The sequence below is a fragment of the Pedobacter folensis genome (genome assembly GCF_056490665.1).
The window spans coordinates 22636-40819 of record NZ_JBWJIF010000004.1 but is presented as its reverse complement, the minus strand read 5'-3'; the positions used below and the strand labels follow the sequence as shown (position 1 = coordinate 40819).

At 39.1% G+C, this 18184-nt stretch carries 11 protein-coding genes; 10 read left to right on the top strand and 1 reads right to left on the bottom strand.

Features of this window, described 5'->3' with window-relative positions; genetic code table 11:
* Nucleotides 1–405 precede the first annotated feature (405 nt).
* The 10 genes from AC04QZ_RS19875 (at nt 406) to AC04QZ_RS19830 (ending at nt 16750) form a co-directional block, all read left to right on the top strand.
* Nucleotides 406–3603, top strand: coding sequence for a SusC/RagA family TonB-linked outer membrane protein (locus AC04QZ_RS19875; protein WP_478359179.1), 3198 nt, complete (start codon nt 406–408; stop codon nt 3601–3603).
* Between the two features lie 5 nt (nt 3604–3608).
* Entirely contained in the window at nt 3609–5423 is a 1815-nt protein-coding gene (locus AC04QZ_RS19870; RefSeq protein WP_478359178.1) for a RagB/SusD family nutrient uptake outer membrane protein, read from the top strand.
* A gap of 59 nt (nt 5424–5482) precedes the next feature.
* Complete coding sequence (locus tag AC04QZ_RS19865; RefSeq protein ID WP_478359177.1) at nt 5483–6454, top strand: hypothetical protein; 972 nt, start codon at nt 5483–5485, stop codon at nt 6452–6454.
* Between the two features lie 80 nt (nt 6455–6534).
* Nucleotides 6535–7515 (top strand): basic secretory protein-like protein, encoded by a 981-nt coding sequence (locus AC04QZ_RS19860; RefSeq protein ID WP_478359176.1) that lies wholly within the window; start codon nt 6535–6537, stop codon nt 7513–7515.
* A 247-nt stretch (nt 7516–7762) separates the two neighbouring features.
* Nucleotides 7763–8431, top strand: a complete 669-nt coding sequence (locus AC04QZ_RS19855) for a basic secretory protein-like protein (protein ID WP_086549405.1) — start codon at nt 7763–7765, stop codon at nt 8429–8431.
* A 36-nt stretch (nt 8432–8467) separates the two neighbouring features.
* Entirely contained in the window at nt 8468–10756 is a 2289-nt protein-coding gene (locus tag AC04QZ_RS19850) for a GH92 family glycosyl hydrolase (protein WP_478359175.1), read from the top strand.
* A gap of 89 nt (nt 10757–10845) precedes the next feature.
* Nucleotides 10846–12249 carry a 3-keto-disaccharide hydrolase gene (locus tag AC04QZ_RS19845; RefSeq protein ID WP_478359174.1) on the top strand — a complete coding sequence of 468 codons (1404 nt, stop codon included), beginning with the start codon at nt 10846–10848 and terminating at the stop codon, nt 12247–12249.
* Between the two features lie 11 nt (nt 12250–12260).
* The gene (locus tag AC04QZ_RS19840) at nt 12261–14219 is read left to right on the top strand and encodes a hypothetical protein (RefSeq protein WP_478359173.1); all 1959 of its coding nucleotides are present in this window, start codon (nt 12261–12263) and stop codon (nt 14217–14219) included.
* A gap of 760 nt (nt 14220–14979) precedes the next feature.
* Nucleotides 14980–15669, top strand: a complete 690-nt coding sequence (gene rpiA, locus AC04QZ_RS19835; RefSeq protein WP_478359172.1) for a ribose-5-phosphate isomerase RpiA — start codon at nt 14980–14982, stop codon at nt 15667–15669.
* A 691-nt stretch (nt 15670–16360) separates the two neighbouring features.
* Entirely contained in the window at nt 16361–16750 is a 390-nt protein-coding gene (locus AC04QZ_RS19830) for a LiaF transmembrane domain-containing protein (protein WP_478359171.1), read from the top strand.
* A gap of 428 nt (nt 16751–17178) precedes the next feature.
* On the opposite strand, the gene AC04QZ_RS19825 is transcribed toward AC04QZ_RS19830, so the two are convergent.
* Entirely contained in the window at nt 17179–18165 is a 987-nt protein-coding gene (locus AC04QZ_RS19825; protein WP_086547637.1) for a GlxA family transcriptional regulator, read from the bottom strand.
* Between the last annotated feature and the right edge of the window lie 19 nt (nt 18166–18184).

Below are 18184 nucleotides of genomic sequence, written 5' to 3'. Positions count from 1 at the left end.
GTTTTTTGCTCCTTAACACAAGGCGACACTATTTTATGTCTCCTTTTTTGTGTGTATCTCATTTGTTTTTAGTGTAATTAGCTTTATTTTGGTTTATTTCTTCAAAAAAATCGAAATAAATTTTTCGTTTGCAATAATATTCTTATAATTGTTTAATAAAACGTTTTAGCTAATTAATAAACTAACTTTAGCCACATCCCATTTTTTAATATATCAGGAAAAGTTTTAATCTAATGATTGAGGCTTTTTTTTGAAACAAATTACTAAAACGTTTTAGTTTGATAAAAAAAAATAACTATTCACTAATCATAAACCCAAAGAGATCAATATGAACTAAAAATTTACACCTATTCAAAAATACCATTCCGTTCCCAGCGGATAACAAACCAAACAAAAACTCAAACGATGAACAAAAAATTTACCAATTTAATTAAGCGAAAGCTTTTATTGAAAGGCTGTGCGCTTAAAATGACCACAGCATTATTAATGGTGGGCAACTGCTATGATGCATCTGCTTCAGCAATTACCCTCCATTCAAACGAATATTCAGAAAATAGTAGTGTCGCTTCTGGCGTGCAGAAAGACATTGTAATCAGAGGTATAGTTAAAGATGAAACAGGTGCCGCACTTCCAGGTGCTGGTGTAAAAGTTAAAGGCACATCAATATCGGCTTCCGCTGATGTAAATGGTGCTTTTAGCATTACCGTTCCTGATCAGAACTCCGTATTAATTTTCTCTTATGTTGGTTACGAACTATTAGAAATACCTGTTGGTACACAGACAAGCATTATTGTTAACTTAAAACCAACAGGAAATGATTTACAGGAGGTAGCAATTGTTGCTTTCGGTACGCAAAAGAAAGAAAGTTTAGTTGGCGCACAGTCATCAGTTAAGGCATCTGACTTACGACAGCCCGTAGCCAACATCAGTTCTATGTTAGCAGGCCGACTTCCGGGAGTTGTAGCCGTAAATAGAAACGGTGAGCCTGGATCTACGAATGCTGATATCTGGATCCGTGGTATTTCCAATATTGGTGGAGATAGAAGTCCGTTAATTGTAGTGGATGGCGTTCCAAATAGACCAATTGATGGGTTAAGCTCATATGATATCGAATCTTTTACGATTTTAAAAGACGCGGCCGCTACTGCCGTTTATGGTATTAGAGGTGCAAACGGTGTAATTTTAGTGACGACCAAACAAGGTAAAGTTGGGCCACCACGAATTAATGTTGATTATTTCCAGGGAATTAGTCAATTTACAAAGAGCCCTAAATTGATTGATGGTGTTGATTATATGAACTTAGCAAACGAAGCTAAGCTTACCGAGTTTGTAAGAGGTGGCAGCGCCGGAACATTTACACCTCAATATAGCCAAACAACGATCAATAGAACGGCATCGGGAGAAAACCCTGTACTTTATCCTAATGTTGATTGGTTGGATGCCATTTTTAAAAACTGGGGTCAAAATCGTACTGCAACAGCCAATTTATCAGGAGGTGTTAACAATGCGCGTTACTACGTATCATTAGGCTACTATGATGAAAATGGCTTATTTAAAACAGATAAAAACCAAACCTATGATGCAACCCAAAGTTTTGCAAGATATAATGTAAGCGCAAATTTAAACTGGGACATTACCGGTACTACTAAAATGGATTTGGGTATTAAGGGGATTTTAAGCTCTGGGAATTATCCTGGTGTTGATAATGCTCAAGGCGTTTTCAATCAGGCTTTCCAGTTAAACCCTACTTCTTTTCCTGTTTCTTATCCAAATGGTTCCATCCCAGGCATTAGCGCTCAATCTGATCAGCGCAATCCCTACGCCGATATTACCAGAAGAGGTTACAGAACTACTTTCACGAATCAGTTGTTCTCGAATTTGCGTTTAACGCAGGATCTAAAAGCGATTACACCTGGATTATCGGTAACAGGTATGTTCTCTTTTGATGTAAATAATACGAATAATATTAATCGTAATAAGCGTGAAAGTACCTATTATATCAATCCAAACGATCCATACAACGCTGATGGATCGTACAAATACGGATTAACATTTAATGGTCAAAACTTTTTGGGTTACACCAGATCCAATGGTGGTGACAAGAAAATGTACGCAGAACTAGCATTTAATTATAGCCGTACATTTGGCAAACATGCGGTGTCTGGTTTAGTCCTTTATAATCAAAACGATAATTTAAATGCTTTTGCCGATAATTTTACATTGGCTATTCCTTACAGAAGTCAGGGTATTGCATCTCGTGTAACTTACGCCTATAACGACCGTTATTTTGCAGAAGCAAACGTGGGTTATAATGGATCAGAAAATTTTGCACCAAATAAACGCTATGGTTTTTTCCCGGCTTTTGGTGTGGGATGGATCTTATCGAACGAGAAATTTTTTGAAGGCCTAAAAAATACTTTCCAGATGGTTAAATTCCGTTATTCTGATGGTATTGTTGGAAGTGGAGGTAGCTCAAATGGATATGTTACCAATGAAGGCGATCGTTTTTATTACCTAACTAAGGTAGGTTCTGCTAATGGCTATACTTTCGGACAAACAAGAAACATTTCACCAGGAGGTTTAAATGTAACTGCATACGGTGTTGATATTACCTGGGCTGAAAGTCGTAAACAGGATTTGGGCTTTGAGGTAAAAACCTTAAATAACAACTTATCTGTTATTGTCGATTTATTTAAAGAACACAGAACAGGTATTTTCTTAGGTAGAGGCTTGGTGCCAAACTATATTGGTTTAGTATCAAACCCTTCAGGAAATCTAGGTGAAACCAGAAACAAAGGTATTGATGGAACAATTGAATACAATGCAAAATTCAGTGATGATTTTGACATTACCTTTAGAGGGAATTATACCTTTAACAAAGATCAGATTGTAGAAAATGATCAGGCCCCAACCAAATATCCTTGGCAGGAACTAAGGGGAAGTAATATTTTGGCACGTACAGGATATATTGCTGAAGGTTTATTTACAAGTCAAGCCGAAATTAATGCAAGTCCTAAACAATTTGGAACTTTGCTCCCTGGCGATATTAAATACAAAGATTTAAATGGTGATGGTATTATCGACGCATTTGACCGAACTATTATTGGCAGAGGCGACGTTCCATCAACAATGTATGGATTTGGATTCTCTTTGAGGTATAAAGGTTTCGATTTAGGCGCTTTTTTCCAGGGTCAGGATAATGCTGATATCATTTTAAGTGGTGATGCCATTCAGCCATTTACGGCTTCAGGTGGCTTAGGCAATTTACATGCTATTGCTACAGACCGCTGGACGGTTGATAATCCGCGTCAGGATGCCTTTTATCCAAGATTATCCTATGGCGTAAATAACAACAATTTTCAAACGAGTACCTGGTGGAAACGTGATATCAGTTATTTAAGATTGAAAAATCTTGATTTGGGTTACACACTAAAAAATGGAATCAAAAAAATTGGTATCAATCGTTTAAGAATTTATGCAACTGGTTATAATGTGTTTACGATCAGCAAGTTTAAACTGTGGGATCCGGAATTAGCCTCTAGTAATGGAACCAAATATCCGCTAACGACCACTTATACCTTAGGTTTTACAGCTAATTTTTAATCATCATGAAGAAGATATATATATTCACAATAGCAACCTTGCTGGTTTTAAGTAATGCAGGTTGCAAAAAATTCCTGGATCAGGTACCTAACGACAGGTTAACATTTGACGAATCGTTTGCCACCAAAGCTACCGTAGATCAGTTACTTGCAAACGTTTACTCTACCTTACCAGATGAAATGCAGCAACGTTTTCCTGCAAATGGTTATACAGCAGGCCCTTGGACAGGTGCTTCGGATGAAGCAGATTACACCTTGCCAAGCAGTTTTTCAAATAACCTTAATAGTGGTAACTGGGATGCAACAACAGGACAGGTAAATACGATGTGGCAGTTATATTACAGAGGTATACAGGCATCGAGTAATTTTATGGCGAACGTTAGTAAATGTACAGACTGTAATTTAAATGGGGTTGATTTTATTTCCAGGTATTACAACGAAGCTAGAGCAATCAGAGCCATTTATTATTATTATTTGTTGCGTCAATACGGTCCGGTAATTTTGTTGGGTAATGAGCCGATAGCTGCAGATGCACCGATTGAAACGATAAGCAAGCCTCGTAATTCATTTGATGAGTGTGTAGATTATATTGTAAGTGAGCTTGATGCTGTGACTGCAAATTTGCCTGCTATTCCGGTATCGAATGATGATTATGGTCATGTTAACAAAGCAGTTGCACAAGCCTATAAAGTACAGGTTTTATTAACAGCAGCCAGCCCCTTATTTAACGGAAATACAGACTATGCAAATCTTAAGAATAAAGATGGCAAACAATTAATTAGTCAAACGGCTAGTGCTGCAAAATGGAAAAGAGCAGCTGATGCGGCTAAATCTTTCATTACAACCTTTCCTAGTTTCACGCTGTATGTTAAAACAGGTACTACTCATTTTCTTACTGCATTCCTTTCTTGTAGAGATGTAATGTTAACCGATTGGAATTCGGAGGTGATCTTTGCTAAAGGTAACGCCGATATCACCAATTTACAATATAACATGGCACCTAACCATAACAATGGAACTGGTGGTGATAAAGGAGGATCGTTCCTGTCAGTTTCTCAGCAACTGGTAAGAGCATATTTCATGGCTAATGGAAGATCAACTGATGATCCGCTTTCGGGTTATAGTGAAACAGGTGGATTTACCAGCTTTCAGGCGCCTGACGACAATGCTGCAAGACAGGTTAGCAACATGTATGTGGGGAGAGAGCCACGTTTTTATGTGGGGATAACCTATACCAATAGAAAATGGATTAACCCAAATTCTAGCTTGATAACCAGTTTTGAATTTAACGGAAATGCAGGTAAAGGAAGCATCAGTAATACCGATTACTCAGGAACAGGCTATACACAAAGAAAAAATCTTTCTTTAAGTGGTTGGAGTACTGGTGGTAGAACAAATATTTTTATCCGCCTTGCAGAGATCTATTTAGATTATATAGAAGCATTAAATGAATCTGATCCAGGTAATCCAGATATTTTAATCTATTTAAATAAAATCCGTGAGCGTGCAGGTGTTCCTCAATACGGAGCTGGAGCTAATGCATTGCCTATCCCCGCTGATATGCGTGATGCGATCAGAAGAGAGAGAAGGGTTGAGCTTGCTTTTGAATCTCATCGTTATTTTGATACAAGAAGGTGGAAAATTGCCGAAACTACAGATAAAGTAATTTTAGGTTTAAATATTCAAAAGAATGCTGCCGATGGCTTTTACAATGTGGTAACAACTGAATCTCGTGTATTTGATAAGAAACATTATTTATGGCCTATACCAAACGGTGAGGTTCAAAAAGTACCATTAGTCGTTCAGAATACAGGCTGGTAAAATCCATATAGCACCGGGTGTTTCACCTGGTGCTTTTTTAACCCATTAATACTACCGCTATGAAAAACATTTTATCGTTATCGGCAATTTTGCTGTTTGCTGTATTAGCCTGCAACAGTAAAAAAGCACCAGTAGAAACCGTAAAGCCAGCACCTCCGTTCGTAGAAAGCGTAGATCCGCCAGATGCACCACCTAAAACATGGAAGGAGCATTGGTTTGAACATGTTCAATTGTTAAACCGTGTTTATTACGATACCAGCGTAGTGGTTTATTACGACGGCGATGTTAAACCAACTGTTGCCTGGCCAAAAACATATATGGCCGAAGCCTGGAACTATACCAAAAAAACTTATGGTAAATTCGGAGATGATAGCCGCTTATTTGTAATTTATCATGCAGGTAAATATAGCGGGGGGCACCCGGGTACTTATCTGGATGCAGGTCACGATTATAGAAACGTAACCGATTGCGGCGCCAGTAGCCTTGATGCCTGGACCACTGGCATTGATAATGACATTGATTTATCTACGCATGAAATTGGCCACATTGTAGAAGGCGCATCAAAAGGGGTAAAAGAATCGCCGGCTTTCGATATCTGGCATGATAGTAAGTGGATGGAGATTTATCAATACGATGTGTATTTAGGCTTAAATAGAACCGCTGATGCACAACGTTGGTACAATAAAATGATGACTGTTACCGACAGTTATCCTAAGGCAGGCACACAGTGGTTCAAGAATTGGTTTCTTCCAATTTATGAAAACTATGGTAAAGCAAAGGTTTTAAATGGTTTCTTTACCTTGTTATCTCAACAATTTCCTAAACAACAAATCACTGTACAAGGTAAAAGCTATCAACAATATATCAGAAAAATGAATTTCGGTGAATTTATTCACTTTTGGAGCGGGGCAGCGAAAGCAGATTTGGCACCACTTGCATTAACAGCTTTTGGATCGAAAGACGAAAAAGGAGCAGACTGGGCGCCAATGCTGGCCAAAGCTAAAATCGATTTTCCAGCTATTACCTATTAAATTACAATATAATAAACCCACAGAAATGATTTTGCCAACAGCAAGATCATTTCTGCTTTTCAAAACCCACACAAAAAATCATGATTAAGAAGTTATTATTTCTCGCGTTTATATCTTTTATAGGTGCAAATACTTTTGCTCAGAATAGAGAAAGAGAATACAAAATTACCATTAACGATAAAGACAGCGCTACCAATGCGATAGTAGATGCCAAACTTAAGGCGGCTTTTTTTCAGGTCTATCCAAAATTTGCCCAGGCAGATGGATACCGTACCAAAAGAAGCGTCGTGTTAGATCTGGTAACAGCAGAAACGCCAACAATAAAAGCCAAAGCTGGAGAAATTAAAGTAAACAGCCAGTGGGTTAAAAATAAATCACAAAAGAAAATCCAAAAGGAACTGTTTTCTGCACTCTCAAAAAACTGGGTTTCTTACAGTAAAGAAAAACACAAAGGTTATGAATTAACATTTATCAGCAAAGATCCGGACTTAGATCCGGCATTAAGAAAGAAGTTGATCGCTACTTATTTCGAAATTTATCCAACCTTAGTTAAAACATTTAACGATAAATCTACACACGATGTGTTATTTGTAGTGGATACCGCCTATAAAGCAGTGGCAGAAGCAAGTGGAAACAGAATTTTGTTCAGTGCCGGTTACATGAAAGCACATCCAACCGATATTGATGTGGTAACACACGAAACCATGCATATTGTGCAGGGTTATGGCTATAGCGCAGGCCCGGTTTGGCTAACCGAAGGCATTGCCGATTATGTACGCTATAAATATGGTGTTGATAATGTAGGTTCTAAATGGAGTTTGCCAGAGTATAATGCAAAGCAGAGCTATAAAAACAGTTACCGCATTACCGCCAGGTTTTTTGCCTGGTTAGAGCAAAATGTTAAACCAGGCTTAATTGCTACTTTAGATCAGCAGTTAAGAGCGCATCAATACAATGAACAATCCTGGGCAGCCCTGACCGGAAAAACTGTCGACCAGCTTTGGGAAGATTACAGTAAAGAACCGCAAAAGGTAAGCCTTACTTATAGCAGCAAGAAATAAGAAATTTATTTACATAGAACGATTGTCATCTCGACTAAAACGCAGTGAAATGGAGCGATCCATCCAGCAAAATTTTTCAACCCTGATGCACTTCGCCCGAAATGATGACACGCTGTTTTGTAAAAATAATAATCACTAAAGTAAAATTTTTGAACATTTACTAAATCGTTTTACATATTATATTTATTTTGCAGAACTAAACATGCTAACCAAAGTAAAATCCATTCACCAATACCAATATAAACAGATGAAAAAAATATTTACTTTTTCGATTTTCGTAATGCTGGTTACGGCTTTTTCAGCTTTAAAAGCACAAGACATAACAAAGAAGAGTGGTTATACCTTATCGTTCGAGAGCAATTTTAAGGAATTAGATCCTCAGTTGAAAAAGCGGTTAATCAAAACATTTTTCGAAGTTTACCCAAAACTAGCAAAAGAGTATAATCCAGCCACCATAAAAGAAGTGAAATTTTTTGTAGATACGGCTTACAAAGGGGTGGCGGCAACTGCTGATGGTAAAGTAACCTTCAGTTCGATCTGGATGGTGAAACATCCTGAAGATATTGATGTCGTCACCCACGAAGTAATGCACATTGTGCAAGACTATGGCCGGAGCGTTGGCCCGGGCTGGTTAACAGAAGGAATTGCCGATTATGCCCGCTATAAATTCGGAGTAGATAATGCTGGTGCCAAATGGTCGTTACCAGCTTTAAAGCCTGATCATAGCTATAAAAACAGTTATCGCATCACTGCAGGTTTTTTTGCCTGGATGGAGAAAAGTGTAAAACCAGGTATTATTAAAACCGTTGATGCTTCTTTAAGAGACCATACCTATACCAAAGATATCTGGACAAAATTAACGGGTAAAGATTTAGATGCACTTTGGGCAGATTATGTTAAAAATTCGGGAGTTTAAAATAAATACAAGCATATAAAAACACAAACACAACAAATGAAAAGATTATTTATCGCTTTATTGAGTGTTGCGGCGTCAACCAGCTTCGCGCAAACAATAGGCAAAATTACAGATCCGGTAGATTGGATAAACCCGTTAATGGGAACAGCATCCAAACCATCACTATCTAACGGAAACACCTACCCGGCAATTGGTTTGCCCTGGGGAATGAATATGTGGACGCCACAAACTGGTAAAAATGGCGATGGATGGGCTTATGTTTACGATGCCGACAAAATCCGTGGCTTTAAACAAACACATCAGCCTTCGCCCTGGATGAACGATTACGGCGCTTTTGCGCTTATGCCAGTTACGGGTAAATTAAAATTCACAGATGATGAGCGTGCCAGCTGGTTCAGCCATAAAGCAGAGGTTTCTAAGCCATATTATTACAGTGTGTACTTAGCAGACGCTGATGTAACAACCGAAATTACGCCAACAGAACGTGCTGCCCAGTTTAGGTTTACTTTCCCTAAAACGGATAGTGCTTATGTGGTCGTAGATGCGCAGAATAAAGGCTCGTACATTAAAATTATTCCGGCCGAAAGAAAAATTATAGGTTATACCACTAAATATGCCCGTGGTCCGCTGCCTAAAAATTTCAAAAATTACTTTGTCATTTATTTCAACAAAGATTTCAAGTTGGCCAAAACCTGGGATGATAAAAAACTTAACGATAAAGATTTAGAATTAACGGTAGATCATGCTGGCGCTGTTATTGGTTTCGCTACACAAAAAGGCGAGCAGGTAATTGCAAAAGTGGCCTCTTCGTTTATCAGTTTTGAGCAGGCTGATTTAAACCTAAAAAGAGAACTGGCTAACGATGGTTTCGATGCTACAAAAGCAAAAGGTAGAGCAACCTGGAACAAAACATTAAGTAAAATTGCAGTTGAAGGGGGCACGATTGATCAAACCCGTACATTCTATTCTGCAATGTACCGCACGTTGTTCTTCCCGAATAAATTATATGAAATTGATGCACAAAACCAGATCGTACACTGGAGTCCTTACAACGGACAGGTTTTACCAGGTTACATGTTCGCTGGTACTGGTTTCTGGGATACATTCAGGGCATTATATCCTTTCTTAAACCTGGTTTATCCTTCAATTAACAAGGAAATGCAACAAGGCTTAATTAACGATTATAAAGAAGGTGGCTGGTTGCCAGAGTGGAGCAGCCCGGGTTATGCAAACATTATGGTGGGTAACAACTCTGCTTCGGTAGTTTCTGATGCTTATATTAAAGGTATGCGGGGTTACGACATTGAAACCTTATGGCAGGCTGTAAAACATGGTGCAAACAACGAAGGTCCGATGGAAGCTGTTGGCCGCGATGGTGTTAAATATTACAATGAATTGGGTTATGTACCTTTCGATGTGAAAAAGAACGAAAATGCAGCTAAAACTCTAGAGTATTCTTATGATGATTTTACCATTTATCAGTTGGGAAGAGCTTTAGGTAAACCAGCATCAGAGATCGATATCTATAAGAAAAGAGCCATGAACTATAAGAATCTTTTCGATCCGGCTTCGGGTTTAATGCGTGGCAAAAATCAGGATGGAACTTTCCAAAGCCCTTTCAGTCCGTTTAAATGGGGTGGTGCATTTACCGAAGGTAACAGCTGGCACTATACCTGGTCGGTTTTTCAGGATGTTGACGGTTTAGCCAGATTAATGGGTGGCCATAGTAAATTTGTAACCAAACTGGATTCAGTTTTCGCTATGCCTCCGGTATTTGATGAGAGCGCTTACGGTGGTGTAATTCACGAAATCCGCGAAATGCAGATTGCAAACATGGGCCAGTACGCACATGGTAATCAACCGATCCAACACATGATTTACCTGTACAACTACGGTGGCGCGCCTTATAAAACGCAATATTGGGTGAGAGAAACCATGAACAGAATGTACAAAGCTACTCCTGATGGATATTGCGGTGATGAAGATAACGGACAAACTTCTGCCTGGTATGTTTTCTCGGCAATGGGTTTCTACCCGGTAACACCAGCGGTTGATCAGTATGTTTTAGGTGCGCCTCTGTTCAAAAAGGTAACAATTACTTTAGAAAATGGTAAGACTGTTGTGATTAATGCGGCCGCCAATAGCGATAACAATCGTTATGTCCAATCATTACAGATGAATGGTAAAGCCTATTCTAAAAATTGGATCAGCCACAGTGGTTTGCAAAAAGGTGCGGTGTTAAATTTCAACATGACAGCAACACCGAACAAAACCAGAGGTTCAAATCCAGCTGATTTCCCTTATTCATTATCAACAGAAAAATAGAAAAATAATTATCCATCGGGTAAAGTAATTTATCCGATGGATTTTAAATGAAATATCTAGCTTTAGGCTAAAACTAACAAACCAAGTATATGAACATCTCAAAGACGGGTTTTACAGCCATCTTCTGGCTTTGCGGAACCCTGTTGGCATTTGGCCAGCGTATTGATCTCAAAGATCTTTCAGCCTTTAAAAACCCTTCAAATTCATGGTCATTGGCCCAAAATGTGGTGGCCGACCTGAATGCCGAAAATGTTTTAAAAACAACCAAAGGCGAAGGGATATTGATTAATCAATCTACCGCAAAAAAAGCGGGCTCCGATTTATACACCGTAAACGAATATGGCGATGTAGCAGTAGAATTAGATTATTTAACAGCAAAAGGAACAAATTCAGGTATTTATCTTCAAGGTAATTATGAAATCCAGATTGACGATGCCTGGGGCCTTAAAAATCCAAGTTCATCAAACAATGGTGGTATTTACCAACGTTGGGACGATAGCAAGCCAGAAGCCGAAAAAGGATTTGGTGGTGTTGCTCCCCGTCAGAATGCAAGTAAAGCGCCGGGTTTATGGCAGCACATTAAAATTATCTTCCAGGCACCAAAATTTGATGCATCAGGAAAGAAAACACAAAATGCTAAAATCATCAGTGCAGAACTAAACGGTGTGCTGATCCATGAAAATGTTGAATTATTTGGTGCAACCAGAGGAGCTGCTGGCGCTGAAAAAGCAAAAGGGCCTTTACGTTTACAAGGCGATCATGGTTCGGTAGCGTTCAGAAATATCCAAATTAACGAACTATCAGAAATTCCAAAACCAAATCAAAACGGTGGCGCTGATCCAATTTATATTGAAGCAGCAAGCAACAACATGATCAGAAGTTTTGTTGATGTGGCACCAAGGGTACGTTCGGTACATGCTATTTCGGTAGGTGGACCAGAAAAAGTTGCTTATAGTTACGATTTGGATAATGGTACCCTATTACAGGGATGGCACGGCGATTTTATCGATGCAACCCCGATGTGGGATGGCCGCGGAAACGGAACTTCGCGTGCTTTGGGCAGTGTTACCCGTTTCACTAAAAAACCTGTTTTGGCCATTGCAAAATTAGCCGACGATCAGGCTAAGTGGATTGCCGATACTGCCGGTACAGGTTTCAAAACCAAAGGTTATGTAATGGATAAACAAGACCGTCCGGAGTTTAAGTACATCATTAATGGAACAAATGTTACCGATGCCGTTAAGGTGATGGAAAATGGACAGGGTTTAACCAGAGAAATTGCTGTTGATAAGCCATCAAAAGATTTATATTTCCTATTGGCAACCGCATCGAATATTGAAGAAGTGGCCAAAGGTTTATACCTGATTGATGATAAATCTTACTATATCCAGCTTGCTGAAGGATCTGCTAAACCAGTAATCAGAGAAGTTGATGGCAAGAAAGAAGTTATCGTAGCTATTGGAACTAAGTTAAATTATACCATTTTGTTTTAATTGGAATGACAATGAGAAATACATTTAAAAAATTAGCAATACTGGCATTAAGTTTTAGCTTTACTACAGTTTTTGCACAAGAAACACCGAAAGAAGAAGATTTTTTCAAAATAAATAAAGTACGCGTACCCGAAGGCCCTATTTTAGAAGTTGGTGGTTTAATTACCTTGCCAAATGGCGATTTGGGCATTTCTACCCGTAGGGGAGAAGTATATATTGTTGAAAATCCAACCAGTGCCAAGCCGTACTGGCGCAGATTTGCCTATGGCCTGCACGAAATTTTAGGCATTGCTTATAAAAATGGTGCGATCTACGTAGCGCAACGTGGGGAGTTGACCAAACTGGTTGATAAAGATCAGGATGGCAAAGCCGATGTATACGAAACCATTTATGCATGGCCGTTAAGCGGACATTACCACGAATATAGTTTTGGTCCGAAGTTAATGCCCGATGGTACTTTTATGGTTACCGCAAATGTGGCCTTTGGTGATGAGGAATGGTGGCGTGCCGAAAGCCGTGTACCGATGCGTGGTTGGGCGATGAACATTACCGAAGATGGTAAAATGAGTCCATATGCTGCGGGTTTTCGTTCGCCGGCAGGGATTGGCAGTATTGATGGCCAGTTCTATTATACCGAAAACCAGGGCGACTGGGTAGGTTCAGGTGGTTTATGGAAAGTAAACAAAGGCGATTTTATGGGTCATCCTGCCAGTTTAAGATGGACCAACATGCCAAACTCTCCGGTTAAACTGCAGTCAGATTTCTTTTACTCACAAATAGATGAGCGTAGAACCAAAAACGAACAAGGAAGATACATCAAACCAGAGAATAGGGTAAACGAAACGTTTAAAACTTTATTCGACATGAAGAAAGTATTCCCTGAATTACGTTTGCCATCGGTTTGGTTGCCTTATGGTATTTTGGGTATCTCTTCTGCTGAACCTGTTAAAATTCCTGCAAACACATTCGGGCCGTTTGCTGGTCAGATTTTAGTTGGCGATCAGGGAATGAGTATCATTTCGAGGATTTTTATGGAGACGGTTAAAGGTGAAGAACAAGGTGCAGCCTTCCTTTTCCGTAAAGGTTTCCGTTCTGGCGTATTGAGGTTAGAATGGGGTACTGATGGTTCATTATTTGTTGGAGAAACCAACCGTGGTTGGGGATCGGCAGGTGATGCCAACGAAGGTTTAGAAAGATTGGTGTATAACAATAAAACCCCTTTCGAAATGAAAGCGGTTAGGGCAATGCCTGATGGTTTTGAAGTGGAGTTTACCATGCCTGTTGATCGTAAATCGGCTGAAGATTTAGCTTCGTATGATGCCGAGAGCTTCATTTACAAATATCACCCGGTGTATGGTTCACCTCCTGTAAATACGGAGAAATTAAAAATCTCCGGGGTTAAAGTTTCGGCAGATGGTTTAAAAGCCAGAATTATTGTACAAAACCTTCGTCAATATTACATCCATACCTTAACATTAGATGGTTTAAGATCGCAGGATGGTTTTTATTCTTTAGTGCATCCGGTAGCTTATTACACCCTGAACCAAATTCCTGACGGAAATAAACTTTCTGCCAGCGAAGTGAGTACCAAAAACTCAGCGGTACCGGTAAATGTTCCTGCTAAGAAAACTGCTGCCCCTAAAGCAACTGGCAAAACGCCTGAAGCAAAAGGGACAACTACTCCGGCTAAGCCTGCTGCTACAGCTAAGGCACCTACCTTTAAAGAAGTTGAAGGTTTGTTGACTAAAAATACCTGTCTGGCTTGCCATAATCAAACTAAAAGACAAATTGGCCCGCCATTCGTAGAAATTGCGAAGCGTAAATATTCAGCGGAGAAAATATTTCAGTTGATCCACAACCCACAGCCACAAAACTGGCCGGGTTACTCAACAGAAATGCCTCCAATGCCGCAGGTTACGAAAGCAGAAGCTTTAAAAATTGCAGGCTGGATAAATTCCTTGAATAAATAAAGATAGTTTAATTGTTATGGAACGGTTGGTAGAAATACCAGCCGTTTTTTGTTTTACAAAAAAAAGAATGGGGATTCCACTATTGCAGAATCCCCATCATCTAAATTAACGCTCTCATATACATAAACGCTGTAAAAACGATTTATTGTATTGGCCGTAAATTTTTTCGCTTTGATTTGTGTAGGGTAGTTCAGCTGTTGCGGGTCTTCGTCATTTCGACTGAAGCGTAGCGAAATGGAGAAATCTTCAATTTAGCCCGTCACCCTGAATTTATTTCAGGGTCTATTAAATGAAAAGATCCTTCACCTACGCTCAGGATGACATAATGTATGGGAAAAAGAAATGGGGATTCCACTATTGCAGAATCCCCATCATCTAAATTAACGCTCTCATATACATAAACGCTATAAAAACGATTTATTGTATTGTGATTGAATTTTTTTCGCTTTGATTTGTGTAGGGTAGTTCAGCTGTTGCGGGTCTTCGTCATTTCGACTGAAGCGTAGCAAAATGGAGAAATCTTCTAGTTAGCCCGTCACCCTGAATTTATTTCAGGGTCTATTAAATGAAAAGATCCTTCACCTACGCTCAGGATGACATAATGTATGGGAAAAAGAAATGGGGATTCCACTATTGCAGAATCCCCATCATCTAAATTAACGCTCTCATATACATAAACGCTGTAAAAACGATTTATTGCATCAGCTGTAAATTTTTTTTCGTTTTTGGGATGTTTATCATTAAAACCTATTTTTACTTTATGGCTACTACAAATAAAACCCAACAAGATGCAGAGAAACTAGCGGCTGCCCTGGCTGCAGTAAAATTTGTTAAAGACGGTGATATAGTAGGCCTGGGGACCGGATCTACCACAACCTTTGCCATTAAGGAATTGGGCAAACGTGTAAAAGACGGACTGAAGATAAAGGCAGCTGCCAGTTCCATCCGGACAGAAGAACTCGCAAAATCTTTAGGTATCGAAATTCTTGATCTTGGGCGTTTAAGCAAAATTGACATCAGCATTGATGGAGCCGATGAATTCACGGAGTCGCTCGATCTGATTAAAGGCGGAGGTGGGGCATTATTCAGGGAAAAAATTATAGCTTCTCTTAGTAAAAATGCCATCATCATTACCGACGCTTCTAAGAAAGTTAAAAAATTGGGTGCTTTTACGGTTCCTGTCGAAGTTATTTCTTTGGCTTATCAATATGTGTCCGATCAGATTAATGCGCTCGGAGGAAAGGGGATATTAAGGTCAGTAGAAGGCAAAACATTTATCACCGACAATGGAAACCTGATTATTGATGCTGATTTCGGTCTTATTGATGATCCTGCAAAACTAGCTGCTGATCTCAATCAGATTAATGGGATATTAGCCCACGGCTTGTTCATTAACATCACTTCAAAAGTAATCATGAGCGAAGGGACAGATATTATCATTTTTGAATGATAATTGGTTCACTGGTTCATAAGTCATTGGTTTATTTGTTATTAGCTCATATCCCTATATTCATTGCGAACTGAAGGGCTGGGATTTGCGTTGTGTGAAGCAATCTTTAAGGTTCATTGTTATGGGTAATTGATTAATCGACTTCGGACTCCCGACTTCGGCCTGTTGATTAATCTTGAATGATAATTGGTTCACAGGTTCATGAGTCATTGGTTTATTTGTTATTAGCTCATATCCCTATACGTCATTGCGAACTGAAGGGCTGGGATTGCGTCGTATGAAGCAATCTTTACGGTTCATTGTTATGATTAATTGATTAATCGACTTCGGACTCCCAACTGTTGATTAATCTTTTTGAATGATAATTGGTTCCCTAGTTCATTAGTTTATTTGTCTTAGCTATATCCCTATACGTCATTACCAACTGAAGGGCTGGGATTTGCGTTGTGTGAAGCAATCTTTAATGTTCATTGTTATGGTTAATTGATCAATCGACTTCGGACTTCGGACTCCCGACTCCGGACTGTTGACTAATCAACAATTTCACCGACAATTTCATATGCTCTTATATTCCTATAAATTTTTTACCGACAGTTTTATTTCACTTACCGATAAAACATCCCAACTAAGGGAAAAGCCATTCTCCAGCGTTGGTATTCGTGATACATTTGAATCATAAAAACAAACGGTCATGGAAAATTTAATCAAAAAAAATCACGCAGATAAACAATTTGGTTTAGGTGTTTTAATCATCGCAATCGGTTCAGTGTTCTTGTTAAGAAACTCTGGAATAGATGTTCCACATTGGATATTGAAATGGCATACCATCATGTTAGGTATTGGTTTGTGGATGGGTTACCGTAAAAACTTCCAGGGTAGTAGCTGGTTAGCCTTAACGATAATAGGTGGTTTATTTACCCTTAAAGCGATAACCATCTTTGATTTCGACCTTTCACGAATCAGCACTGCTTTAGTATTAATCGGATTAGGACTGTACGTAATTCTAAAACCTAAAAAAGTCCAAAACTTCGATCAGTATTTTGAAAAGAAACCAGTTGATTTTACTGATAAAGAAAGCTAAAATTCTTAACTCCATCATATATCTTAAAAAGGGACATTTTTTAACAATGCCCCTTTTTTTATTTGAAATAATTGAAGCGGAAGTGTTTAATCATTTGAGTTCAATTATTTAGTTCCTTTACTTCCTTGTGATCGTCATGCTGAATTTATTTCAGCATCTTTCAGATATGATTGACCCTGATTCCGATGTTACAATCAGGAAAGGGTGACAACCCCAAAGGATTAATATTGGCAGAGGGCACGAAGCCTGGAGCTTGATCGATATGGGCTCTGCTTCATACACTTTGACCACTGCTAAAAAAGAAACGGGGATTCCACCCTAAGGCAGTATCCCCGTCATCTAAATTAACGCTCTCACATACATAAACGCTGTAAATAGAATATATTGTGTGCAGCTTAATTTTTTTTATTTTTTTTCTGCAAGTGCCGTTAAACCTGTAAAACAGGTATGGCTTTGTGGTATTTGTTCCGGTACTCAATAGGTGTTAAACCGGTAATTTTTTTGAAAACATCCCTAAACGATTTTGTATCGGTATAACCTACATCAAACATCACTTCAGTTATATTTTTTCTGCTCGATTCGAAACTTCGTTTGGCCGCTTCAATTTTAACCCTTTGAATATACTCGATCACGGTATTTTTGGTTGCACTTTTAAATCTCCGCTCGAAACTTCTTCTTCCCAATGCCAGCATATCGGCCAGTTGATCTACTGTAATCCGGTCTTGATAATTGCCGTCAATAAATTCCTGCGCTTTTTTAATCTTCGCATCTTCATGTCCTTTTTGTCCCTGAAACATCATAAAAGCCAGCTGACTCTCGCGATCGATATCAATGGCGAAATATTTTGCCGCTAAAATGGCGGTATCTCTATCGGTGTGTTTCTCCACCAGGTATAAAAGTAAGTTCCAGTAAGAGTTTGCACCACCACTGGAGTATAAACCCTGGGCATCGGTAATAATGCTGCCATCAACCAGCTCTACTTCAGGGAACATTTCTCTAAACTGATTGGCAAACAACCAATGCGTAGAACATTTCCGTCCATCTAATAATCCCGTTGCAGCCAGTAAAAATGCACCCATACAGAGCGAAGCTACTTCTGCACCCCTGGCATGATGTTTTATAATCCATGGTAATAAATCCTGATTTGCTTCCATCGCATAACCTATATTGCCGCTAATGGCTGGGACAAAAATAAGGTCGGTATGATCAACCTCATGCAGCAGTTTATCGGCGTGTACAGAGAAAAGGCTGTTATTTAACCTAACCTCTTTCGTCATGCCTATAAGCTCAACTTTAAAAAGCGGAAGCTTTCCTGATGCCTGTAAAAATTCGTTAACAGCGGTAAATAGATAGCGGGGATCTGCAATGGCTTCAATCACGGCAGTCTCTGGAATTAAGATAGATACATGTTTCATAATTCAAATATAACGAGGC